Genomic DNA, 22,718 nt, shown 5'->3' with positions numbered 1-22,718 from the left:
ATCAAGCCTCGCGGGAGATCAGAAGCAGTGCCCTGTCGTCGTTGACGTCCTTGGCCACCGTTTCGATCAGGTGCCAGGCCGCGCCGTGGAAGCCGCCCGCGACATAGCGGTCGGCTTCCCCGGTGAGGCGGTCCATACCCTCCGCGATGTCCCGTTCCGAGGTCTCCACCAGGCCGTCCGTGAACAGCATGAGAACGTCTCCGGGGCGCAGGGAACCCTTGATCGGGTCGAACTGCGCCCCGGCGTACACCCCGAGCAGGGGGCCCTCCGCGGCCTTCTCCTCCCAGCGGCCCGAACCCGCGCTGAGCTGGAGGCCCGGCGGGTGCCCCGCCGAGAACAGTTCATAGTCGCCCGACTCCAGGTCCAGGACCAGATGGATGGAGGTCGCGAAGCCCTCGTCCCAGTCCTGGCGGAGCAGATAGCCGTTGGCGGCGGGCAGGAAGGCGTGCGGCGGCAGGGAGCCGAGGAGTCCACCGAAGGCGCCGGACAGCAGCAACGCGCGCGAGGCCGCGTCCATGCCCTTGCCCGAGACGTCCGTGAGGACGACTTCCAGGGAACGGCCGCCGTTCGTACGGGCCGCCACGACGAAGTCGCCCGAGAAGGACTGGCCGCCGGCGGGGCGCAGCGCCATCTCGCGGTGCCAGCCACGCGGCAGGGTGGGCAGCTTGCTCTGCACTCTGATGCGTTCCCGCAGGTCGAACAGCATGGTGCCGCCGCGCCGCCAGGGCACGCCGACCCGGCTGCGGAACTGGGCTATGAGGAGTCCGAAGAAACCACCGGCGGCGACCACCAGGACGACGCCGGGCGTCACCCGGGACGGGCCCTCCGTGTACGGGCCGAGGTGGACGGACTCCACGATCAGGGCGGCGGCAGCCGCCGCGTACAGACCGAGCAGGCTGGCCGGGCGCAGCAGGAGGCCACCGGCGACGATCGGGAGGACCAGGGCGGCCGGTGAGCACCACACGGAGTTCACGAGCGTGCCCGCGGCGATCAGCGGCACGGTGAGCAGCAGCCCGGCGAGAGCGATCCAGTCGGAGCCGTCACCGCGGAAGTAGTCGACGCCCGATTTGCGCAGGCCGGTGCGGACCCGGTGCATACGCTTCTTCATCCGGGCCGTGAACGTTTCGGCTTCCGCTCGTCGTCGTGCCATTGCACGTGGACCCTATCCAGCGCACCAGCCCCTTCGCACGGGAGGTCCCACTTGTCCCCTGTTCGTGAGCCACCCGGACCGAGTCGAAATCCACTCGCTCATCCCGCATCGTCCTGATAGGCATGGCGACATGACGACTGAACTGCGGGTGCTGAAACCAGCCGAATGGGAAGCCTGGTACGGGAGGCTGGAGCTGGCCTTCGGCGGAGTCCGGGAGTCGACCGAGGAACGCAAGCTCTACAACGAATTGACCGAGATGGATCGTTCCATCGGCGTCTGGGACGGCGACGAGTGCGTGGGCACCGCCGGGGCGTTCACCTTCCGCATGGCGGTCCCGGGCGGCGCCCTGGTGCCCGCCGCCGGCGTCACCATGGTGAGTGTGGCGGCGACCCACCGCAGGCGCGGGGTGCTCACCTCGATGATGCGGCGGCAACTCGACGACGTGCGCTCCTGGGGCGAGCCCGTGGCGGTCCTGACGGCCTCCGAGCCGGTGATCTACGGCCGCTTCGGGTACGGCGTCGGGACGTACCAGATGTACGCCGAGATCGACACGGACCGGGTCACCCTGGCCGTACCGCCGGGCACGGACGACGTACGGCTGCGGTTCGTGGAGCCGGAGGACGTACGGGACGCGTGCGAGGGCGTGTACGCGCGGCAGGTGACCGGGCGCCCGGGGATGATGGCGCGGCGGCCCGGCTGGGAGCGGCTGCCGCTGCTCGACCCGGAGAGCGAGCGGCACGGGGCGTCACCCCTCCAGTGCGTGGTCGCGGAGCGCGGCGACGAGATCGTGGGGTACGCGCGCTTCCACAACAAGCCCGAATGGGAGCTGTCGGGCCCCAAGGGCACGATCATCCTGGAAGACCTGGAGGCCCTGGACCCTGCGTCGTACGCGGCGCTGTGGCGGTTCCTCTTCGAGATCGACCTGACCTCGACGCTGCGGGTGCGCAACCGGCCCGTCGACGATGCCTGGCAGCAGTTCGTGTCGGACATCCGCCGATGCAACGTACGCGCGCGGGACTCGCTTCACGTACGGCTCGTGGAGCTGGGGGCCGCGCTGGAGGCGCGGACGTATCAGACGCCCCTCGATGTCGTGTTCGACGTCGAGGACGCCTTCTGTCCCTGGAACGAGGGGCGTTGGCGGCTGACCGGCGACCACAAAGGCGCGTCCTGCAAGCGCACCGACGACGCTCCCGACCTCGCCCTGTCGGTACGGGAGTTGGCCGCCGCGTACCTCGGCGGTGTGAGCCTCACGTCGCTGGGCGCGGCCGGGCGGGTACGGGAGGTGCGGGCCGGGGCGCTGTCGGAGGCGTCCATCGCCTTCGGCTCCGATGTGGCGCCCTGGCTGCCGCACGGGTTCTGACGGCACCCGCACGCGCGTGCGTGCGTCACGCGCGCTGGCAGGTGGGGCACCAGAAGAGGTTACGGGCGGCGAGACCGGCGGTGCGGATCTCGCCGCCACAGATGTGGCAGGGCTGCGTCGCCCTGCGGTACACGTACACCTCGCCGCCGTGATCGTCGACGCGCGGCGGGCGGCCCATCGCCTCGGGGGTGTGCTCCGGCCGGACCGTGTCGATGCGGTTCTCGCGGACGCCCTCGCGCATCAGAGCCTTCAGATCGGCCCAGATCGCGTCCCACTCCGCGCGCGTGAGGTCGCGGCCCGCGCGGTACGGGTCGATGCCGTGCCGGAACAGCACCTCCGCGCGGTAGACGTTGCCGACACCCGCGACGACCTTCTGGTCCATGAGGAGCGCGGCGATCGTCGTACGGCTCCGCGAGATGCGCTGCCACGCGCGCTCGGGGTCGTCCGCGTCGCGCAGCGGGTCCGGGCCGAGGCGGTCGTGTATCGCCTGCTTCTCGGCGTCCGTGATCAGGGCGCAGGTCGTCGGGCCCCGGAGGTCGGCGTACGCGGTGTCGTGCGCGAGGCGGAGGCGGACCGTGTCCGTGGGCGGCGGGATCGGCGGCGTACCGAAGTCCAGTTTGCCGAAGAGGCCCAGGTGGATGTGGATCCAGCCGGATACGGCGAAGCCGAGGAAGAGGTGCTTGCCGTGGGCGTCGACCTCGGTGAGCGGGGTCTTGTCGAGGAGCGCGGCGCTGTCCGAGAACTTGCCCTGGGGGCTGGTCACGCGGACCGTGCGGTCGGCGAAGCGGGTGCGGTGGGCCGCCGCGAGGTGGTGGATGGTGTGCCCTTCCGGCACGGGACGACTCCTCTGCGGTTGGGCGGATCTTGCCGCCGCTGCGCGGCGGCGTTTCCCACCCACCCGCCCTATTGGTTACCCGGGGTTGCCCGGTGGACGCGCCGGGGGGGGGCGGTGGCGAGGGTGGGGGTGCGGGTGCCCGGGGCGGGTGGGTGGGTAGGAGAGCGGGTGCCCGATGCGGGTGGGTGGGCAGGAGTGCCGGTGCCCGGGACGGGTGGGTGGGCAAGAGAGCGGGTGCCCGAAAAGGGCCGGTGGGTGGGAGATCTCAGGGCTGGGGGTGGTGCGCCGGGATCGGGGGGACCGTGCCCGCGTCCTCGTAGGCCGACAGCATGTCGATCCGGCGCTGGTGGCGTGGTTCCGTCGAGAACGGGGTCGTCAGGAACGTCTCCACGAACTTCGTCGCCTCGTCCTGGGTGTGCATCCGGGCGCCGATCGAGAGGACGTTGGCGTTGTTGTGCTCGCGGCTCAGCGCGGCGGTCTCCTCGCTCCAGGCGAGTGCGGCGCGGACGCCCTTGACCTTGTTCGCGGCGATCTGCTCGCCGTTGCCGGAGCCGCCGATCACGATGCCCAGGGCCTCCGGGTCCGCGACCGTCCGCTCGGCGGTGCGGAGGCAGAACGGCGGGTAGTCGTCCTGGGCGTCATAGATGTGGGGTCCGCAGTCGATCGCCTCGTGGCCATGGGCCTTGAGCCATTCGACCAGGTGGTTCTTGAGTTCGTAGCCGGCATGATCCGAGCCGAGGTACACGCGCATGGCTACGAGTGTGGCATGGCGGCGGGTGGGCAGAAACGCTTGGGTCGACCACCCGAGAAGCTAAGGAATGTCCATGACCTCGCAGCCCCACCTTGCGAAGGCAGACGAAAACCCCGGTGAAGGCGCCGGGGATCCGCACGGCGACAAAGGCGGCGCCCCCCACGGCGACGGACTGAAAGCCGGGCTCAAGAATCGGCATCTGTCGATGATCGCCATCGGCGGTGTCATCGGCGCCGGACTCTTCGTCGGCTCCGGCACCGGCATCGCCGCCGCGGGCCCCGCCATCCTCGTGTCGTACGCCCTGGTCGGCCTGATGGTCGTCCTGGTGATGCGGATGCTCGGCGAGATGGCCGCGGCCCGGCCCGCGTCGGGGTCCTTCTCCGAATACGCCGACCAGGCGCTCGGCCGTTGGGCGGGCTTCTCGATCGGCTGGCTGTACTGGTTCTTCTGGGTGGTGGTCCTCGCGGTCGAGGCGACCGCGGGCGCCGTGATCCTCAACGGGTGGATTCCCGCCGTGCCGCAGTGGGGATGGGCGCTCGTCGTGATGGTCGTGCTGACCGCCACCAACCTTGTCTCGGTCGGCTCCTACGGGGAGTTTGAATTCTGGTTCGCCGGCATAAAGGTCGTCGCGATCGGCGCGTTCGTCGTGATCGGGCTGCTCGCCGTGTTCGGGGTGCTGCCCGGGTCGGACAATCCCGGTGCCGGGTTCGCGCATCTCACGGACACCGGAGGGTTCCTGCCGCACGGCTGGGGGTCGATCCTGACCGGTGTGCTCATGGTGGTGTTCTCGTTCATGGGCAGCGAGATCGTGACCCTGGCGGCCGGTGAGTCACGGGACCCGCAGCGCGCGGTGACCAAGGCGACGAACAGTGTGATCTGGCGGATCGCCGTCTTCTATCTGGGCTCCGTCTTCGTGGTGCTGACGCTGCTGCCCTGGAACGACAGGTCGATCGCCGAGGACGGCTCGTACGTCGCCGCGCTGAACTCGATCGGCATCCCGCACGCGGGGCAGGTCATGAACGTGATCGTGCTCACGGCGGTGCTGTCGTGTCTCAACTCCGGTCTGTACACGGCGTCCCGGATGGCGTTCTCGCTCGGCAGGCGCGGGGACGCACCGGGGGCGTTCGGGCGCACCACCGCGCGCGGGGTGCCGCAGTCCGCGATCCTCGGGTCGGTCGTCTTCGGGTTCGTGGCGGTGTTCTTCAACTACCGGTGGCCCGAGACGGTGTTCGCGTTCCTGCTGAACTCGTCCGGTGCGGTGGCCCTGTTCGTTTGGCTCGTCATCTGTTTCACGCAGTTGCGGATGCGGGGCATGATCCTGCGCGAGTCGCCGGAGAAGCTGGTCGTACGGATGTGGCTGTTCCCGTATCTGACGTGGGCCACGATCGCGATGATCTCGTTCGTCCTGGTGTACATGCTCACCGACGACAACGGGCGGGAGCAGGTGCTGCTGTCGCTGCTCGTCGCCGCTCTGGTGGTGGGCGTCGCCGTGGGCCGCGATCTCGTCCAGCGTGAGCGGACAGGATCCGCACGATCCGCCGGGAAAAGCTGACGGCGCCTGTCAGGTTATGCGGCCATCCTCCACCGGGTCGGAGTCGAAGAAGAGACGGAGGAAGTGCCGTGGGCGTCGTGGGCTCGGTGGACTTGGCGGACTTCAGCGCGGACCGGGTGGTGTTCATGCCGGGAGGCGAAACATGCGGGGCATATGAGGAGGAGACGGCCGGTTTTCAGACCGGGTTCGCGCAGCGGCCCGCTGTCGTGTTCGCCGCGTCGTCGGCGGACGACGTCGCCGCAGCGGTGGCTTATGGCGCCGCGGCGGGGCTGCCGGTAGGGGTGCAGGCGACGGGGCACGGGCTGCCCGGCGCGGTCGAGGGCGGTGTCCTCGTCAGCACGCGGCGCATGGACGGCGTCCGGATCGACGCCGGGGCCCGTACCGCCCGGATCGGGGCCGGGGCCCGCTGGGGCGCCGTCATGGAGGCCGCGGCGCCGCACGGCCTCGCCCCGCTCAGCGGCTCCGCGCCGGGCGTGGGCGCCGTCTCGTACACGCTGGGCGGTGGACTGGGGCTGCTGGGGCGGGAGTTCGGCTACGCGGCCGATCACGTCCGGTCCGTCGACCTGGTGACGGCCGACGCCCGGCGGCAGCGCGTGACCCCGGAGAGCGATCCCGAGCTGTTCTGGGGGCTTCTCGGCGGCGGACACACCCTCGGTGTCGTGACGGCCCTGGAGATCGGTCTGGTGCCCGTCTCGCGGCTGTACGCGGGTGCCCTGGCGTGGGACGGGGGCGCGGTGGATCCGGCGGCCGTGCTGCGCGCGTACGAGGCGTGGGCGGCGACCGTGCCGGACACGGTGACGTCGTCCTTCGCGGCGGTGGCACTCCCGGACCTGCCGATGTTCCCCGAGGCGGTCCGTGGGCGGTACGTACTGTCGGTGCGGATCATGTTCACGGGCGGTACGGCCGAGGGTGAGCGGCTGGTGGCACCGCTGCGGGCGGCGGGCCCTGTGCTGTCGGACTCGCTGCGGGAGATGCCGTACACGGAGACGGGCGGCGTCTTCACCGAGCCGGACGTCCCGCACGCGTACTACGGCGACAGCGCCGTGCTGCGGGAGCTGGACGTGCCGGCCGTCGCGGAACTCCTCGCGCTGACCGGCCCCGGGTCGCCCGTGATGTGCGTCGTCCAGATCAACCACCTGGGCGGCGCCCTCGCGAAGGAGCCCGCTGCGCCGAACGCGGTGCCGCACCGCGACGGGCGCTATCTGGTGCGGGTGCTCTCGGGTCTCGCGGGGACGGACGTCGCGACGGTACGGGCGCACTACGCACGCGTGCTGGCTGTTGTTGAACCGTGGACAACAGGGCGCTCGCTGAACTTCGCGTTCGGTGGGGCGGACCAGGGCGCGGAAGGTTTGTACGGCCCGGACACACGGAAGAGGCTCGCCGCGTTGAAGGGCCTCCACGACCCGGCGAACCTCTTCCGGCGGAACTACGGCGTCTGACGCGCCGAGCCGAGCCGCCCCGAGCCGCCCCGCGGCGTCAGCGCTTGACGAAGCGCCAGGCGGTGGGCAGCGCGCCCATCGCCAGCGCGGCCTTCAGGGCGTCGCCGATCAGGAACGGGGTGAGTCCGGCGGCGATGGTCTGCGAGACCGACATACCGGTGGCGACGGCCAGATAGGGCAGGCCGACCGCGTAGATCACGACGGAACCGGCGACCATGGTGCCCGCCGTGCGCAGCATCGAACGGTCGCCGCCGCGGCGGGCGATGGCGCCCACGAGGGTGGCGGCGAGCAGCATGCCCAGGACATAGCCGAAGGACGGCGCGGCGGTGCCGGAGCCGCCCTCGGCGAACCAGGGCATGCCCGCCATGCCGACGAGCGCGTACAGGGCCAGCGAGAGGAAGCCGCGGCCCGCGCCCAGGGCGGTGCCGACGAGGAGGGCCGCGAAGGTCTGGCCGGTGACGGGCACCGGGGAGCCCGGCACGGGTACCGCGATCTGGGCCGCGATCCCCGTGAGCGCGGCGCCGCCGACGACCAGCGCGACGTCCCGCACGCGGGCGCGCGCGACGGACGACGCGGGGAGCAGGTCGGCGAGGACCTGACTGGGACGGGTGGGGACGACAGCGGTGCTCATCGGGACTCCGCGGGATAGGGCGGCGGTGCGGGACATCGTGACGCTATCCCAGCGGGACCCGGGGTCTCACCGTCGGTGGTCGACAAAGCAGCCGCTCAGCCCTTGATGGACTTCATACAAAGGCCGCCACGAAATCCCCCGGTCGACGTGACGCTCGTCACTGAAGGACTGTGGGGTCTCACCAAAGGGGCCGGGGCCGCCGTCGCGTCGACCTCCGTACCCAAGTACGTGCCCCCGCACGCGCGTCGACTCTTCTGCTGCTAGCGTGCAGTTGCAAGTGCTTTGCAATAACAGGTCGGAGGGGACCGCATGGCCGTCTACACACTTCCCGAACTGCCGTACGACTACGCCGCGCTCGCACCCGTGATCAGCCCCGAGATCATCGAGCTGCACCACGACAAGCACCACGCGGCTTATGTGAAGGGCGCCAACGACACGCTGGAGCAGTTGGAGGCGGCGCGCGAGAAGGACCAGTGGGGCGCGGTCAACGGTCTGCAGAAGAACCTCGCCTTCCATCTCTCCGGCCACATCCTGCACTCGATCTACTGGCACAACATGACCGGTGACGGCGGCGGTGAGCCGCTGGCCGCCGACGGTGTGGGCGACCTCGCGGACGCGATCACCGAGTCGTTCGGGTCGTTCGCCGGGTTCAAGGCGCAGCTCACCAAGGCGGCGGCGACCACGCAGGGGTCCGGCTGGGGCGTCCTCGCGCATGAGCCGGCGAGCGGGCGGCTGATCGTCGAGCAGGTGTACGACCACCAGGGCAATGTCGGCCAGGGCGCCACGCCGATCCTCGTCTTCGACGCCTGGGAGCACGCCTTCTACCTCCAGTACAAGAACCAGAAGGTCGACTTCATCGAGGCGATGTGGCGGGTCGTCAACTGGCAGGACGTGGCCAAGCGGTACGCGGCGGCCAAGGAGCGCGAGGACCGGCTGCTGCTCGCCCCCTGAGCACCCAGGCCCCTCGAACGTCCCCCTCGTGATCGTCTTCTCACCTTTCACGTGGCGGGCGGATGAAACGGAAGGCCCCGCGAGGACGTGACTCGCGGGGCCTTCCGCGCACTCCCCACTCGCCCGAACACCGCCCGAACACCGCCCGTGCCCAGGTCAGGGCCGATTGTCAGACCCTCGTGCCACTCTTCGGAGCATGGACACCGAGACGTTCTGGCAGCTCATCGAAGACGCTCGCGCGGCCGAGTCCGCCGCGCCCACGTCGGGCTCCGGCATGGACGAGTCGCGCGCCGTCGCCGAGCGGGCCGCCGCCCTGCTCGCCACCCGGCCCGCCGAGGAGATACAGGGTGCGCAGCAGACGTTCTGGAACCTGATGGCCGCGTCGTACGGCATCAGGCTCTGGGGCGCGGCGTACACGATCAACGGCGGCTGCTCGGACGACGGCTTCGACTACTTCCGGGGCTGGCTGATAGCCCAGGGCCGTGAGGTCTTCGAGCGGGCCGTCGCGGATCCGGACACCCTCGCCGACTCGCCGGCCGTCCGGACGGCGGCGCGGACCTGGGACGAGCTGGAGTGCGAGGCCGTGCTCGGGATCGCCTGGGACGCGCACCGGCAGGCGACCGGCGAGGAGCTGCCCGCCTGCTGGAGCGTCCGCTATCCGGATCTCGACGACGCGGCTGCCTTCGATTTCGACGACAAGGAAGCGGTGGCGCGCCACCTGCCGAAGCTGGCGGCCCTCTACGCCGGCTGGCTGGCCGACTAGTCGAAGATCGGCCCCTGCGTCCGGGTGCGCTTGATCTCGTAGAAGCCAGGGATCGACGCGACCATCAGGGTGCCGTCCCACAGCCTGGCCGCCTCCTCGCCCTTCGGGGCGGGCGTGACGACCGGGCCGAAGAAGGCGATCTGCTCGCCGTCCGCGCCGGGCACGGCGATGACGGGGGTGCCCACGTCCTGGCCGACCTTGTCGATGCCCTCCTTGTGCGAGGCGCGCAGCTCCGCGTCATAGGTGTCGGAGTCCGCGTAGTCCGCGAGCGAGGCGGGCAGGCCCACGTCCTCCAGGGCGCCCGCTATGGCCTCCGGCGTCGGGCCCTCGCCACGGTTGTGGAAGCGGGTGCCGAGCGCGGTGTACAGGTCGCCGAGCACCTCGTCACCGTGCTTCTGCTGGGCGGCGATGACGACGCGCACCGGGCCCCAAGCCGCCTTCATGCCCTCGCGGTACTGCTCGGGCAGCTCGTCCATCTTCGGTTCGTTGAGGACGGCCAGGCTCATCACATGCCAGCGGACCTCGATGTCCCGGACCTTCTCGACCTCAAGGACCCAGCGCGAGGTCATCCACGCCCAGGGGCACAGGGGGTCGAACCAGAAGTCGACGGGGGTCTTCTCGGACATGTCTCTCCTTGTGGGGGCCCGGCGCCCTCGGGCGCCGACGACGGAATCCGCGTGCCATGTACATCAGCCACAACGTCAACGGTCGCACCGGCCATTCCCGGACGCGGCGGGCCATTCCCTGGTGTCCCGCGACGGAGCCCCGTGGGAGGATCGACCCCGTTCGAAAACGTCCCATACGTCCAAACAGTCATGCGAGCCACAAGGGAGTGCCGCCCGTGCCCGGTGAGAATCTGTCCCGCGACGAGGCCCAGGAGCGGGCCGCTCTGCTGTCCGTCGACGGATACGAGATCGCGCTCGATCTGCGGTCGGCGACCGGCGAGGGCGGCGCCGAGCCGACGACGTTCCGGTCGGTCACCACGATCCGCTTCCGGTGTGCCGAGCCCGGCGCTTCGAGCTTCGCCGATCTGATCGCGCCGAGCGTCACGGCGGTGTCGCTCAACGGCAGGGACCTCGACCCGGGCGCGGTCTTCGACGGCACGCGGATCACTCTGGAGGACCTTGCCGACGAGAACGAGCTGGTGGTCGACGCCCAGTGCGCGTACAGCCGCACCGGCGAAGGCATGCACCGGTTCGTGGACCCGGAGGACGGCGAGGTCTACCTCTACACGCAGTACGAGCCGGCCGACTCCCGCCGGGTCTTCGCCAACTTCGAGCAGCCCGACCTCAAGGCGCCGTTCCGCTTCGAGGTGACGGCGCCCGACGGCTGGACGGTGTGGAGCAACGGCACGGGTGAACTCACCGACGGTGTCTGGCGGTTCGCGGAGACCAAGCCGATCTCGACGTACATCACGGCGGTCGTGGCCGGGCCGTACCACCATGTGACCGACCACTACACGCGCGTGCTGGACGACGGGTCGACGCTGGAGATCCCGCTCGGCGCGATGTGCCGCAAGGGCCTCGCCCGGCACTTCGACGCGGACGACGTGTTCCTGGTGACCAAGCAGGGCCTGGACTTCTTCCACGACCACTTCGACTATCCGTACCCGTTCGGCAAGTACGACCAGGCGTTCGTGCCCGAGTACAACCTGGGGGCGATGGAGAACCCGGGCTGTGTCACGTTCCGCGAGGAGTACATCTACCGCGGCAAGGTGACGCAGGCGGCGTACGAGCGGCGGGCCAATGTCATCCTGCACGAGATGGCGCACATGTGGTTCGGCGACCTCGTGACCATGCGCTGGTGGGACGACCTGTGGCTGAAGGAGTCCTTCGCGGACTTCATGGGCTCGTTCTCGATGGTCGAGGCGACCCGGTTCACCAACGGCTGGATCACCTTCGCCAACAACCGCAAGGCCTGGGCGTACCGCGCCGACCAACTGCCCTCGACGCATCCCGTCACGGCCGACATCCGTGACCTGGAGGACGCCAAGCTCAACTTCGACGGCATCACGTACGCCAAGGGCGCGTCCGTCCTGAAGCAGCTGGTGGCGTACGTCGGGCGGGACGCGTTCCTGGAGGGTTCGCGGCGCTACTTCAAGCGGCACGCGTACGGCAACACGCGCCTCGGTGACCTGCTCGCCGTCCTGGAGGAGACCTCGGGGCGGGACCTGGCAGCCTGGTCGCGCGCGTGGTTGCAGACTGCGGGCGTCAACTCGCTTTCGCCGCAGGTCACGCTGGACGCCGAGGGCCGGATCACCGAGCTGTCCGTGTTCCAGGAGGCCGCACTCCCGGCCCACCAGCCCGCCGCCGAACCCGGCGTACTGCGCCCCCACCGCGTCGCGATCGGCCTCTACGCGCGCGAGGACGTCTCCGGGGCGCTCGTCCGGTACGCGCGCGCGGAGGTCGACGTCTCCGGGGCGCGTACGGTCGTCGGCGAGCTGGCCGGTGAGCGGGCTCCTGAGCTGGTCCTCGTCAACGACGACGACCTGACGTACTGCAAGATCCGCTTCGACCAGAACTCGCTGGACACCCTGCGCGAGCGGCTGGGCGATCTCACCGATCCGCTGGCGCGGGCGCTGTGCTGGTCCGCGCTGTGGAACCTCACGCGGGACGCGCTGATGCCCGCACGGGACTTCGTGGACCTGGTGCTGCGATTCGCGGGCCGCGAGTCCGACATCGGGGTGCTCCAGATGCTGCACGCCTGGGCGCGGTCGGCGGTCACGCACTACGCGGCGCCCGACTGGCGCGACGAGGGCGGGCGGCTGCTCGCCGAGGGCGCGCTGCGGGAGTTGCGGATCGCCGAGCCGGGCAGCCAGCACCAGCTCACCTGGGCGCGGTTCTTCGCGTCCGTGGCGTCCGGTGACGCGGATCTCCAGCTCCTGAAGGGGCTGCTGGACGGTGGCGCGAAGATCGACGGGCTCGATGTCGACCAGGAGCTGCGCTGGACGTTCCTCGAACCGCTCACGGCGCACGGAGCGGCCGACGAGTCGGTGCTCGCGGCCGAACTGGCGCGGGACGACACCGCGTCGGGCAAGCGGCACCAGGTGCGGTGCCTGGCGTCGCGCCCGTCGGCGGCCGTCAAGGCGCAGGCGTGGGCGTCCGTCGTGGAGTCGGACGCGCTGTCCAACGCGCTCGTCGAGGCGACCATCGCGGGCTTCGCCCAGCCGTCGCAGCGGGAGTTGACCGCGCCGTACACGGAGAAGTACTTCGCGGCGATCGAGCGGGTCTGGGCCGAGCGGTCCATCCAGATCGGGATGGACGTCGTTCGGGGTCTTTTCCCCGGGCTCCAGGACGACCGGAAGACGCTGGACGCGGCCGACGCGTGGCTCGGGGAGCACGGGGACGCGGCGCCCGCGCTGCGGCGGCTGGTCGCCGAGGCCCGCGACGACCTCGCACGGGCGCTGCGGGCGCAGTCCTGCGACGCCGGGACGGAGCGGTAGCAGCCGCGGCCGGTATTCCGGGCCGCCGGGACGGAGCTGTGACAAGCGGCCGGTTTCGGGGCGCCGGGACGGAGTTGTGACAACTGGCCCGTCCCGCACCCGTAACCCCGGACGGACCAGCGTCTTTCGGCGCTCGAACGCCCGTACTTTAGGGCGAGCTTGTCCGGATTTGTCGACGGACGTGTAACACGGGTTACGGGGGCGCACGGGGGCGGGAATGGCGGGGGCATGAACCACGACACCCCGCTCTCCCCCCGCCCCCTGCGCCATCTCTCGGACGTCCGGCTCCGTGTGCTCAGCTCCGCCCAGCTCCGGGCGCACGGTGTGTCGGCCGCCGAGACGAACGCGCAGTGCCGGCCCGGCGGGGCCTGGCAGCAACTGCTGCCCGGTGTCTTCCTGCTCCACTCCGGCCCGCCGACCAGCGAGGAGCGGCTGCACGCCGTCCTGCTGTACGCGGGCCGCCCACCGGGCCGTTCGGGCCACGGCACCCGGGCCAGGCCCGCGGTACCGGCCCAGCCGACGGGCGAACCCCCGGCGCCCCCCACACCCCCCGAGGTGATGATCACCGGACTCGCGGCGCTCACGCTCCACGGGTTCACGTCCGCTCCCCCACTCCTCTCGCTCGACCGCTTCGACGTCCTGGTGCCCAGGACCCGGCGGCTGCGGTCCACCGGGTGCGCGCGGCTGGTGCGGACGGCGGCGCTGCCGGTCGCGCGGCAGGTCACGGGGGTTCCCGTGGCGCCGGTGCCCCGGGCGCTCGCCGACGCGGTCGCGCAGCTCACGGACGCGCAGGCGGTCCGCCGGCTGCTCACCGAGGCGGTACGCGACGGGCACTGCGAACCGGCCGCCGTGGTAAGGGAGTTGACCCGGGCGCGGCTGCTCGGCCGCCCGCATGTCGTCAACGCCGTGGACGCGCTGGTCGCCGAGGGCCGCACCATCGCCGAGGACCGGCTGTACGCCATGGTGAGCGAGTGGGGGCTGCCCGACCCGGTGTGGAACGTGGATCTGCGGCTGCCCGGCGGGCCGCACCTCGGCGGCGTCGACGCGTACTGGCCGGATCAGGCCGTCGCCGTCGAACTCGACACCAGGGCGCCCCGGTCGGGCGATCGGCGCGACAGCGAGGCCGAATCGCTCCAGTGGTCGGAGTGCGCGCGCAAGCGGGAGCACCTGGAGCGGCTGGGTATCACCGTGGTGCACCTCACTCCGCGCAAGCTGCGGGACGCGCCGGAGCAGCAGGCCACGGTCGTGCGGACGGCGCTGATGGCGGCGGACGACCGCGATCCGGCCGCGTATGTCGTGGTGGTGCCGAGGTGAGGCGCCGGGCGCCGGGCGCGCGCCGGTAGGAGGGGAGTGAGGGGGCGGGCGCCCCGAACCGGGCGGGCGCCCCCTCACCTTTCACCCGTGGATCACCTGATTCACCGGTGGATCACTTGCCGCAGAACTCCGCCTCCTGTATCGCCGCCGAGTCGCCCGCCCAGTCCCCGTTGAGGTTGTAGGCGAGCGCGTGGCGGCCGTCGCGGGTGGTCACGGCGCCGGACGAGGAGCCGTGGATTCCGCCGCCGTGGCCCCAGATCTCCGTACCGCAGGAGGTCTTCTCGCTCATCAGGCCGAGCCCGTAGCCGATGCCGGGCTGGATCTCGATCGTGGTGGTCATCTCGTTGAGCTGCTTCTTCGGGAGCAGTTGGCCGCGCAGCAGCGCGGTGTAGAAGCGGGTCAGATCCTTCGATGTGGAGATCATCTCGCCCGCCGACGAGGCGAGCGACGGGTTCAGCTCGGTGACGTCGTAGATCTCGGTGGCCGCCGGGTCGTCGGAGAGCTTGGAGTAGGCGCGGCTGCTCGGGCGCGGTACGCCGGTGTCGTTGCCGGGCACCGTCGTGGAGCGCAGGCCCAGCGGCTTCACGATCCGCTCGCGGACCGCGTCGCCGTACGGGCGCCCGGTGATCTTCTCGATGATCATTCCGGCGAGTACGTAGTTGGTGTTGGAGTAGTTCCAGGACGTGCCGGGGTCGAAGTCCGGGCGGTGGTCCATGGCGATCCGCACCAGGTCGCGCTGCGCGAGGCTGTCGTAGCGGTGCTCCATGAAGCCGTCGTGCAGGAAGTAGGTGCGGCCGAAGCCCTCGTCGGCGGTGTAGTTGTAGATCCCGCTGGTGTGGTTGAGGAGCTGCCGTACGGTGATCTTGCCGCCGTCGTGGCCGTTGCCCCGGACGACGCCGGGCAGCCACCGGTCGACCTTGTCGTCCAGCGACAGGCGGCCCTCCGCTTCCAGTTGGAGCAGCACGGTCGCCACGAACGTCTTGGTGATGCTGCCGACCCGGTAGCGGTCGCCGGTGCCGCGCGGTGCGCCGGTGGTGCGGTCGCCGACGCCGGTCGCCGCCTTCCACGTGCCCTTGTCGTCCCGTGCCAGGGCGGTCACGCCGGGGACGCCGGCGCGCACGTTGGCCTCCATCGCCCGCCGGGTCGCGGAGTGGTCGTCCGTACGGGTCCCGGCCTGCGCGGGAGCCGTGAACGCCGTCGCCGCGACGGCCACCGCCGCCGCGCCGACCACCGCGGCCCGCATGCCCCTCGTACCCCGCGTGCCCCTCCCCGTACCACTGCCTCGCTGCACCCTGTTCTCCTTCTGCCCTCGTGACCGGCTCTGTCGGACGAGGGGACTCCGGGGTGCGGGCGGGGGTTGACCGAGCCGTACGGGTTGAGAGCTTTTCAGCCCTTTCGCTGACCCCTTCCGCCCGGCCCCTTCAGCCCTTCCGGAGGAGCAGTTCCGTGTTCCGGTCGCCCGGTGAGCCGGACAGGGTCGTGCGGGCGCCCGGCGCGTTGAAGGACAACTCGCGGTAGAGCGCGGCGAGACCGGTCTGGGAGAGATCGGCGAAATCCGTGCGGTGCGGCGCCGCCGACTCGATGAGTGTCGTGAACAGGGACAGCGTGCCGTCGTGGTTGTCGGTGATCTCGATGACCCGGCCGAGCTGCGGGAAGTCGACGTGCGACGCGGTCGAGATCTCCCAGAAGGTGCCGTGCGGGGTGATGGCGTTCTTGTGGCTGTGGCCGTTCACCCAGGCGAGGACATTGCGGTGGCGGCCGAGCAGCGCCACGATCTCGTCGCCGCCGTGCCGCGCCTCACCGGGGCGGCCCGGGTCGGGGCGCAGATTCCGCATCGTCCGGCTGGTGTGGTGGCTGAAGACGAGGACGTACTCGTCCTTGTGCTCCTTGAGGGTGCGCTCCAGCCAGCGGAGCTGGGCCGTGCCGAGCGAACCCTCGTAGTGGCCGCCGGGGTCGGTCGAGTCGAGGCTGATGCCGAGCACGTCGTCGGAGACGCGGAAGGAGTAGTACTGGGTGCGGGCGGCGAGGTTCGCCTCGGTGTAGCCGTGCCCGTGCGGTCCGGGGCCGGTGTGCGCGGGGTCGAGGTGGGCCCGGAGGTACTCGGCGGGGGTGAAGGGGGCGCGGGCCTCGTCCGGGGTGACGGACCGCATGTGCCGGGCCTCGCTCTTCAGCAGCTCCTTGAACGCGGTACCGAGCGGGTCCTTGCCCGCCTTGACCGCCTTCCAGACGGCGGCGCCTCGGTCCTCCGGCAGGGTCATCAGCTTCCGGCCGCCGACCGCGTACTCGGCGAGGAAGGAGTCGCCCGGCGCGTAGCAGCCGCCGGGCAGCGCGTCGTGGTTGCCGACCGTGGAGTACCAGGGCAGCCGGAGCCCGGGGCTGCGCAGCTCGCGGATCGCGGCGTCGAGGAAGCCGTCGATCCGGGGGAAGCCGAGCTGCTTGTCGGCGTCGCGCAGGGCCGCGTCGGGCTGCCAGTACAGCTTCAGACCGGAGTTCTGGACGCCCTCGTAGTGGCGTGGATCGCCGGTGTTGGGGGTGATCCGGCCGCCGCTCATCACCCGGAGGTACCAGTCGAGTTCGGAGCGGGCGTTGTTGTCGGTGTTGTCGCCCGTGGTCATCACGAAGTGGAGCGGGGCGCCGGTCGCGGGAGCGCCGCGCAGGGCGTTGACCCGCTCGACCAGGCTGACGGCGCCCGCGACGGACAGCGACTCCTGGGGCCGCCAGGCGCTCGCGGTCTGGGCGCGCAGATACTCGTAGCGCAACGGGTGCTGGACGTCGACCAGGTGCAGATCGGTGAACTGGACGAAGGCGGCGAGGGCGGTACGGCGGTCCGCGCGGCCCGCCCTGGGCGCGGCGGCATCGGAGCGGACGACACGCTTCCAGGCGGGTCCTTCGCCGAGGCGCCGGTACCCGGCGGAGCCCGAAGCGGAAGCGACCGAGGTGAGGGTGGTGCCCTTCTGGTAGGGCGCGAGAGGCCCGGCGGGCGCCTGGCGGGAGACCGCCTCGGCGCCGTCCGGTGCGACCGGGACGACCGGGCCGGTGGGTGCGCCGGCGGCCGAACCGCTGCCGGGTCCCAGGGCGTAGCCGATCCCGGCGGACAGGGTCACGGCTCCGGTGGCGGCGAGGAGGGCGCGGCGGTCGAGGACCAGGCGGTCGAGGGCACGGCGGTCGGGGACGGTGGCGGCGACAGAGCGTAGGCGCGACATGGCGCGGCCTTTCCGGGTGCGAACGCTTCGGGGGGTGGTCCCGGGGCGTCCGCGGTGCGCGAACCCCCCGTTCTCCCTGGATGGTTGGCACCGGGGGTGACCTGTGCGTGAACGAGGGAGCAACGCGTGACGCCCATCACCGGACGTGGATCACGACGTTCCCCGGGCGCCCTCGGGGATACCTCTGACCGAGGGCGGGCGCTCACTCCGCGTTCATCTGACGGGGTACAGGGTGGGGCTCGGAGCTACGGGAGCCGGTTCGCGGTACGGGGTTCGGATCCGCGGGGACAAGGCTCCGATCACCCGTGGACAAGGGTCCGGACACGCGTAGACCCCGACATCAGGGGGCGCCAAATCCCCCTATCGCCCGCCTTACGGCCCATGACGTATGGCGGAAGTACGCCATGGCCCCATCACGCCACGGACAACTCTCCCCAAACAGCGGTCATTTACGTAAGGCTGAGCGGTCATCCGGCCCCGACATCCGGAACATCGCGGGCAGGGGTCGGTCCTACCGTCGCTCCGATACGTACAGGGATGCAGATGACCCCCGATCCCCAGCGCGCACCCAGATCCGGTGCGAGACGCGTGGCCCGTATAGCGGTGGCCGCGGGCCTCGCGGCGGCACTTTCCGCGGCCGGGCCGATACCCATGGCCTTCTCCGCGGACAGCGGCTCCACGCCGGCCGACACCACCGTCAAGCAGTCGGGCAAGCCGAGCGATCCGTCGGGCGGCAAGCTCGGCGACGCCGACGCCGACCGGCTCGCCGAGGCGCAGGCCGCCGGCGAGAAGAACGTCACGATGATGGTCGCCACCGCACCCGGCGCGACCCGGCAGGTCGCCGAACAGCTCGACGCCGTCAAGGGCGGCTCGGTCGGCCTCACCTACGACAAGCTCGGCTACGTCCGCGCGACGCTCCCGACGGCGAAGGCCGAAGCGGCGATCAAGGCGGCGGCGAAGCTCTCCTCGGTGCAGGGCATCGACCTGAGCGAGGAGATCCAGCTCGACGACCCGACGCCGCAGGGCGACAGCGCCAAGGGCGCCAAGAAGTCCCCGGCGCCCGGCAGCTACCCGGCGCCGGACAAGAACACCCCCGCGAAGAACCCGTACAACCCGTCCTTCGAGACGGGCGCCGTCGACTTCGTGCAGGACAACCCGAAGGCGGACGGCCGGGGCGTCACCATCGGCATCCTCGACTCCGGTGTCGACCTGGGCCACCCGGCGCTCCAGAAGACCACCACGGGCGAGCGCAAGATCGTGGACTGGGTCACCGCGACCGACCCGATCGTGGACGGCGACGCCACCTGGCGCCGGATGACCAACCCCGTGTCGGGCCCCGTCTTCACCTACGGCAACCGGACCTGGAAGGCCCCGGCGGGCGACTACCAGGTCAACATCTTCCGCGAGTCGGCGTCCATCGGCGGCGACGCCAACGGCGACCTGAACCGCGACGGGGACACCACCGACGAGTGGGGCGTCCTCTACGACGCGAAGAACAACACGGTCCGCGTCGACCTGAACAACAACAACGACTTCACCGACGACGTGCCGATGAAGCCGTACAAGGACGGCTTCCAGATCGGCTACTTCGGTACGGACAACCCGGCGACCGACGTCGTCGAGCGGGTCCCGTTCGTCATCGAGGTCCGCAAGGACGTGCCGACCGACCCGTACGGCGGCGACTGGGTCGGCAAGAAGGCCGACTTCGTCAACATCGGCATCATCGAGTCCGAGCACGGCACGCACGTCGCGGGCATCACGGCGGCGAACAGCCTGTTCGGCGGCAAGATGAACGGCGCGGCGCCCGGCGCCAAGCTGGTCTCCTCGCGCGCCTGCTCGTGGAGCGGCGGCTGCACCAGCGTCGCGCTCACCGAGGGCATGATCGACCTCGTCGCCAACCGCGGCGTCGACATCGTCAACATGTCGATCGGCGGTCTGCCCGCGCTCAACGACGGCAACAACGCGCGCGCGTTGCTGTACACGCGGCTGATCGACACCTACGGCGTCCAGCTCGTGATCTCCGCCGGCAACGACGGCCCCGGTCTGAACACGATCAGCGACCCGGCCGTCGCGGACAAGGTCATCTCCGTCGGCGCGACCATCTCCAAGGAGACATGGGCCGCCAACTACGGCTCCGGGGTCACCAAGAAGTACGCGATGATCCCGTTCTCCTCGCACGGCCCCCGGGAGGACGGCGGCTTCACGCCGACCATCTCGGCGCCCGGCGCGGCGATCCAGACGACGCAGACCTGGCTGCCCGGCGGCCCGGTCGCCGAGGCCGGCTACCAGCTCCCGGCCGGCTACTCGATGCTCCAGGGCACCTCGATGGCGTCCCCGCAGGCCGCGGGCGCGTCCGCGCTGCTGCTGTCCGCCGCCAAGCAGAAGAAGATCGACCTCACGCCGGCGAAGCTCCGTACCGCGCTGACGTCGACCGCCAAGCACATCAGCGGTGAGACGCCCAACAGCGAGGGCAGCGGTCTCATCGACGTGGTCGACGCGTGGAAGCTGATCAAGCGCGGTGTGTCGGCGAACGAGTACACGGTCAAGGCTCCCGTCGACACCACGATCGACTGGGCGCTCAAGGAGCCGGGCTTCGGCACCGGTCTCTACGACCGTGACGGCGGCCTGAAGGTCGGCCAGAAGAAGTCGTACGACGTGGTCGTCACGCGGACGACGGGTCCGAACCGCTCGGTCCCGCATCTGCTGAGCCTGAAGAACAACGACGGCACGTTCCGTATCGCGGGCTCCCCGCTGGTCCTGCTGCCGCTGAACAAGCCGGTGACGGTGAAGGTCGAGGCGCAGCCCCGTTCGGTCGGCGCGCACAGCGCGATCCTGGAGGTGGACGACCTCACCACGCAGGGCGTCGACCAGCAGATCATGACGACCGTCGTGGTCGCCACGCCGCTCGCGAAGCCCTCGTCGACGTTCTCCGCGTCGGGTGTCTCGCAGCGCAACAGCACCATCTCGTACTACGTGACGGTGCCGGAGGGCGCGAAGACCCTTGAGGTCGCGATGAGCGGTCTGAAGGAGACGGGTCAGACGCGTTTCATCACGATCCACCCGTACGGCGTCCCGCTCGACCCGACGTCGACGCCGATGTGCTACCCGAACTACAACCCGGCCAACACCTGCCGTCCGGACCTGCGTTCGTACACGGACCCGGTCGCGGGCGTCTGGGAGATCGAGGTCGAGTCGCGGCGTACGTCGCCGTTCCTCGACAACCCGTTCAAGCTGGACGTGGCCCTGTACGGCATCGAGTTCGACCCGGCCGTGCAGACCGTCCCGGAGGCGAAGGCCGGTACGCCGACCCCCGTTTCCTGGAAGGTGACGAACAAGTTCGCGGCGCTCGACGCGAAGCTGAAGGGCGGTTCGCTCGGCTCGTCCAAGACGGACCGGCCGACGATCGCGAACGGTGCGGGGCAGACCACCACGGTGGTCGTGCCCGAGGGCGCCGAGCGGCTGGACGTCGCGATCGGCAATGTCTCGGACACGGCGGCCGACCTGGACCTGTTCGTCTACAACGCGGCCGGCACCCTGGTGGCCCAGTCCGCCGGCGGCTCGTCGGAGGAGGCGGTCTCGATCAGCAAGCCCGCCGCCGGTGAGTACACCGTCGAGGTCGACGGCTACTCGGTCCCCTCGGGGAGCACCGCCTACGACTACCGGGACGTGTACTTCTCGTCCGCGCTCGGCACGGTCAAGGTGGACGAGTCGAAGACGTACAAGCTGTCCGCCGGCGGCTCGGCGCAGATCTCGGCCGACGTCATCGCGAACGCGGCGGCGCCGGAGGGCCGGGAGTTCTTCGGCCAGGTGCAGGTGCTGAACGCGCGCGGTACGGCCGCGGGCATCGGCAGCGTGAAGATCGGCAAGGTCATTCCGTAGCGGTGCGGTAGCCGGTACGGAAGGTCCGTAAGGTACGGAATCGGTGGGGCGGGCTCCTTTCGGGGCCCGCCCCACCTCTGTGCGCGCCCCCCGCGCGCGCACTCCCCCGTTGGTCTTCAGCAGGTCATGCCGCGGGCGCCGGGCAACGCCTTGGTGATCCAGGCCCGTTGGTCGGGAAGGTCCGCTCCGGTGGCCCAGATGTCAGGCGCGTCGGACCCGTACGGGATGCCGATCAGGGCCGTCTCGCCGACGTGCAGGCGCGGGTCGACCGCCCGGTCCATGACGAACGTGACGGCCTTCTCGCCGTCGCTCGGCTTGTAGTAGCGGCCGACGGTCAGGGTGATCCGGTCCTGGACGCCGTCGCCCAGCGGCTCGACGCGGGTCACCTCCCCTTCGACGATCAGCCGGGCGCAGGCCACGTAGCCCTCCGGCGACAGACTTCCCCCACCCGGCTGCCCGTCGTCCTTGCGCCCCTCGTCCCCCAGCCCCTCCTCCGGCGCCACACCCTTGTTGTCGCCCTTACTCGCCGCCGAGGTGTCGTTCGCCCCCATCCCCCCGCCCTGCACGACCAGCCAGCCGAAGCCACCGAAGACGGCGAGGGCGCAGGCGGTGACGACCACCCCGAGGGCGATACGGAAGCGGCGGCGGGGCCGGGGTACGGGGACAGGGGCGGGCCCGGGTGCGGGGGCGGGGGCGGGGGCCGCCAGGGTGTCGCCCAACTGCTGGATCCATACGCGGAGTTCGGCGATGTCCGCGACGGCGGCGCGATGCGCGGCCAGGGTCGCGGCGTCGGCCTCCGCCCCCTGCGGCAGGGGTTCGTCGGTGAGTGCCAGCATCAGCAGGTCGTCGTACGGCTGCTCCCCGGTCACGTCACACCACCTCGTCCTCGTGCAGTCGTGCGCGCAGGGCCCGTACCGCCGTGTACAGCCTGCTCTTGACCGTGCCCTCCGGGATGTCCAACTGCTCGGCGATGTCCCGTACCGGAAGGTCCGCGTAGAAGCGCAGGACGACGACCTGCCGGAGGTTGTCCGGGAGTTCGTCCAGGCCCTGGGCCACGGCGAGCGAGGTCACCCGGGTCTCCCCGCCGCCGGGGTGCTCCTGGCGCAGTCCGGCGAGGCGCTCGCCGAGCCGTTCCTGCCGGCGCCGCGCGCGGTGCCAGTCCATGGCGAGGTTCGAGGCGACGACGGCGGCCCAGGCGGACACGTCGCGGGGCGCCTCGTGCCCCTGGGCGGCCCGTTCGAGCAGCCGCAGCCTGACCTGCTGCACCCCGTCCGGCAGATCGGCGTACGGGACCCCGCCGAGCGCCAGGACCGCGCGCACCCGGTTCTCCTGGGCCGCGTTCAGCGGGTCCGCGTCACGACCTCTGCGCCACAGCAATGCCACCCTCCCCAACCCCGCGTTTCCCCTAAGACGCCGGAGGGGCCGGAAACGTTCGAAGGAATTCTCGG

17 protein-coding genes are annotated in these 22,718 nt (G+C 70.9%); 8 read left to right on the top strand and 9 right to left on the bottom strand.

What is annotated here, in order from left to right:
* Position 1 precedes the first annotated feature (1 nt).
* Complete coding sequence (locus ACIQNU_RS01880; RefSeq protein ID WP_401359758.1) at positions 2-1,150, bottom strand: PP2C family protein-serine/threonine phosphatase; 1,149 nt, start codon at positions 1,148-1,150, stop codon at positions 2-4.
* Between the two features lie 130 nt (positions 1,151-1,280).
* Here ACIQNU_RS01880 and ACIQNU_RS01875 point away from each other — a divergent pair, with 130 nt between their 5' ends.
* A complete protein-coding gene (locus ACIQNU_RS01875; RefSeq protein ID WP_401359755.1) occupies positions 1,281-2,510 on the top strand; it encodes a GNAT family N-acetyltransferase in 1,230 nt (409 codons plus the stop codon).
* 25 nt (positions 2,511-2,535) lie between these two features.
* Here the strand turns inward: ACIQNU_RS01875 and ACIQNU_RS01870 are convergent, their stop codons facing one another.
* Positions 2,536-3,345: an Fpg/Nei family DNA glycosylase gene (locus ACIQNU_RS01870; protein WP_401359752.1), complete on the bottom strand. Its 810-nt coding sequence runs from the start codon at positions 3,343-3,345 to the stop codon at positions 2,536-2,538.
* Between the two features lie 265 nt (positions 3,346-3,610).
* Entirely contained in the window at positions 3,611-4,096 is a 486-nt protein-coding gene (locus ACIQNU_RS01865; protein WP_401359750.1) for a ribose-5-phosphate isomerase, read from the bottom strand.
* 73 nt (positions 4,097-4,169) lie between these two features.
* Here ACIQNU_RS01865 and ACIQNU_RS01860 point away from each other — a divergent pair, with 73 nt between their 5' ends.
* Positions 4,170-5,648, top strand: a complete 1,479-nt coding sequence (locus ACIQNU_RS01860; protein ID WP_401359748.1) for an amino acid permease — start codon at positions 4,170-4,172, stop codon at positions 5,646-5,648.
* 125 nt (positions 5,649-5,773) lie between these two features.
* Positions 5,774-7,087, top strand: a complete 1,314-nt coding sequence (locus ACIQNU_RS01855) for an FAD-binding oxidoreductase (RefSeq protein ID WP_401362365.1) — start codon at positions 5,774-5,776, stop codon at positions 7,085-7,087.
* A 37-nt stretch (positions 7,088-7,124) separates the two neighbouring features.
* Here the strand turns inward: ACIQNU_RS01855 and ACIQNU_RS01850 are convergent, their stop codons facing one another.
* Positions 7,125-7,718 (bottom strand): biotin transporter BioY, encoded by a 594-nt coding sequence (locus ACIQNU_RS01850; protein ID WP_401359745.1) that lies wholly within the window; start codon positions 7,716-7,718, stop codon positions 7,125-7,127.
* A 309-nt stretch (positions 7,719-8,027) separates the two neighbouring features.
* Here ACIQNU_RS01850 and ACIQNU_RS01845 point away from each other — a divergent pair, with 309 nt between their 5' ends.
* Complete coding sequence (locus ACIQNU_RS01845; protein WP_401359742.1) at positions 8,028-8,669, top strand: superoxide dismutase; 642 nt, start codon at positions 8,028-8,030, stop codon at positions 8,667-8,669.
* 196 nt (positions 8,670-8,865) lie between these two features.
* Positions 8,866-9,432 carry a DUF4240 domain-containing protein gene (locus tag ACIQNU_RS01840; RefSeq protein WP_401359739.1) on the top strand — a complete coding sequence of 189 codons (567 nt, stop codon included), beginning with the start codon at positions 8,866-8,868 and terminating at the stop codon, positions 9,430-9,432.
* Here ACIQNU_RS01840 and ACIQNU_RS01835 read toward each other — a convergent pair.
* A complete protein-coding gene (locus tag ACIQNU_RS01835; RefSeq protein ID WP_401359737.1) occupies positions 9,429-10,058 on the bottom strand; it encodes a DsbA family protein in 630 nt (209 codons plus the stop codon). The two genes, ACIQNU_RS01840 and ACIQNU_RS01835, sit on opposite strands and share 4 nt — an antisense overlap.
* 215 nt (positions 10,059-10,273) lie before the next feature.
* Between ACIQNU_RS01835 and pepN the strand changes: the two genes are divergently transcribed.
* Both pepN and ACIQNU_RS01825 read left to right on the top strand, forming a co-directional pair.
* Positions 10,274-12,874, top strand: coding sequence for an aminopeptidase N (gene pepN, locus ACIQNU_RS01830; RefSeq protein ID WP_401359734.1), 2,601 nt, complete (start codon positions 10,274-10,276; stop codon positions 12,872-12,874).
* A 228-nt stretch (positions 12,875-13,102) separates the two neighbouring features.
* The gene (locus tag ACIQNU_RS01825) at positions 13,103-14,188 is read left to right on the top strand and encodes a hypothetical protein (RefSeq protein ID WP_401359731.1); all 1,086 of its coding nucleotides are present in this window, start codon (positions 13,103-13,105) and stop codon (positions 14,186-14,188) included.
* 112 nt (positions 14,189-14,300) lie between these two features.
* Here ACIQNU_RS01825 and ACIQNU_RS01820 read toward each other — a convergent pair whose 3' ends face one another.
* Together ACIQNU_RS01820 and ACIQNU_RS01815 are read right to left on the bottom strand one after the other, a co-directional pair.
* A complete protein-coding gene (locus ACIQNU_RS01820) occupies positions 14,301-15,431 on the bottom strand; it encodes a serine hydrolase domain-containing protein (RefSeq protein WP_401359728.1) in 1,131 nt (376 codons plus the stop codon).
* A 178-nt stretch (positions 15,432-15,609) separates the two neighbouring features.
* Complete coding sequence (locus ACIQNU_RS01815) at positions 15,610-17,391, bottom strand: TIGR03767 family metallophosphoesterase (protein ID WP_401359726.1); 1,782 nt, start codon at positions 17,389-17,391, stop codon at positions 15,610-15,612.
* A 543-nt stretch (positions 17,392-17,934) separates the two neighbouring features.
* Here ACIQNU_RS01815 and ACIQNU_RS01810 point away from each other — a divergent pair.
* Complete coding sequence (locus ACIQNU_RS01810) at positions 17,935-21,270, top strand: S8 family serine peptidase (RefSeq protein WP_401359723.1); 3,336 nt, start codon at positions 17,935-17,937, stop codon at positions 21,268-21,270.
* A 116-nt stretch (positions 21,271-21,386) separates the two neighbouring features.
* On the opposite strand, the gene ACIQNU_RS01805 is transcribed toward ACIQNU_RS01810, so the two are convergent.
* Positions 21,387-22,139, bottom strand: a complete 753-nt coding sequence (locus tag ACIQNU_RS01805) for a hypothetical protein (protein ID WP_401359720.1) — start codon at positions 22,137-22,139, stop codon at positions 21,387-21,389.
* Position 22,140: 1 nt separating this feature from the next.
* The gene (locus tag ACIQNU_RS01800; protein WP_401359718.1) at positions 22,141-22,653 is read right to left on the bottom strand and encodes an RNA polymerase sigma factor; all 513 of its coding nucleotides are present in this window, start codon (positions 22,651-22,653) and stop codon (positions 22,141-22,143) included.
* Positions 22,654-22,718 lie beyond the last annotated feature (65 nt).

It is taken from the genome of Streptomyces sp. NPDC091292, from assembly GCF_044757265.1.
Taxonomy (GTDB): domain Bacteria; phylum Actinomycetota; class Actinomycetes; order Streptomycetales; family Streptomycetaceae; genus Streptomyces.
The sequence above is the reverse complement of the archived record's forward strand: the minus strand, read 5'-3'. Positions and strand labels throughout refer to the sequence as shown.

Excerpts from the sequence above, each read along its gene's own strand:
- ACIQNU_RS01865 (WP_401359750.1), bottom strand. The coding sequence starts at position 4,096 with ATGCGCGTGTACCTCGGCTCGGATCATGCCGGCTACGAACTCAAGAAC.
- ACIQNU_RS01825 (WP_401359731.1), top strand. The coding sequence starts at position 13,103 with ATGAACCACGACACCCCGCTCTCCCCCCGCCCCCTGCGCCATCTCTCG.
- ACIQNU_RS01840 (WP_401359739.1), top strand. The coding sequence starts at position 8,866 with ATGGACACCGAGACGTTCTGGCAGCTCATCGAAGACGCTCGCGCGGCC.
- ACIQNU_RS01810 (WP_401359723.1), top strand. The coding sequence starts at position 17,935 with ATGACCCCCGATCCCCAGCGCGCACCCAGATCCGGTGCGAGACGCGTG.
- ACIQNU_RS01835 (WP_401359737.1), bottom strand. The coding sequence starts at position 10,058 with ATGTCCGAGAAGACCCCCGTCGACTTCTGGTTCGACCCCCTGTGCCCC.
- ACIQNU_RS01820 (WP_401359728.1), bottom strand. The coding sequence starts at position 15,431 with ATGCGGGCCGCGGTGGTCGGCGCGGCGGCGGTGGCCGTCGCGGCGACG.
- ACIQNU_RS01850 (WP_401359745.1), bottom strand. The coding sequence starts at position 7,718 with ATGAGCACCGCTGTCGTCCCCACCCGTCCCAGTCAGGTCCTCGCCGAC.
- ACIQNU_RS01860 (WP_401359748.1), top strand. The coding sequence starts at position 4,170 with ATGACCTCGCAGCCCCACCTTGCGAAGGCAGACGAAAACCCCGGTGAA.
- ACIQNU_RS01845 (WP_401359742.1), top strand. The coding sequence starts at position 8,028 with ATGGCCGTCTACACACTTCCCGAACTGCCGTACGACTACGCCGCGCTC.
- ACIQNU_RS01815 (WP_401359726.1), bottom strand. The coding sequence starts at position 17,391 with ATGTCGCGCCTACGCTCTGTCGCCGCCACCGTCCCCGACCGCCGTGCC.
- ACIQNU_RS01855 (WP_401362365.1), top strand. The coding sequence starts at position 5,774 with ATGCCGGGAGGCGAAACATGCGGGGCATATGAGGAGGAGACGGCCGGT.
- ACIQNU_RS01875 (WP_401359755.1), top strand. The coding sequence starts at position 1,281 with ATGACGACTGAACTGCGGGTGCTGAAACCAGCCGAATGGGAAGCCTGG.
- ACIQNU_RS01880 (WP_401359758.1), bottom strand. The coding sequence starts at position 1,150 with ATGGCACGACGACGAGCGGAAGCCGAAACGTTCACGGCCCGGATGAAG.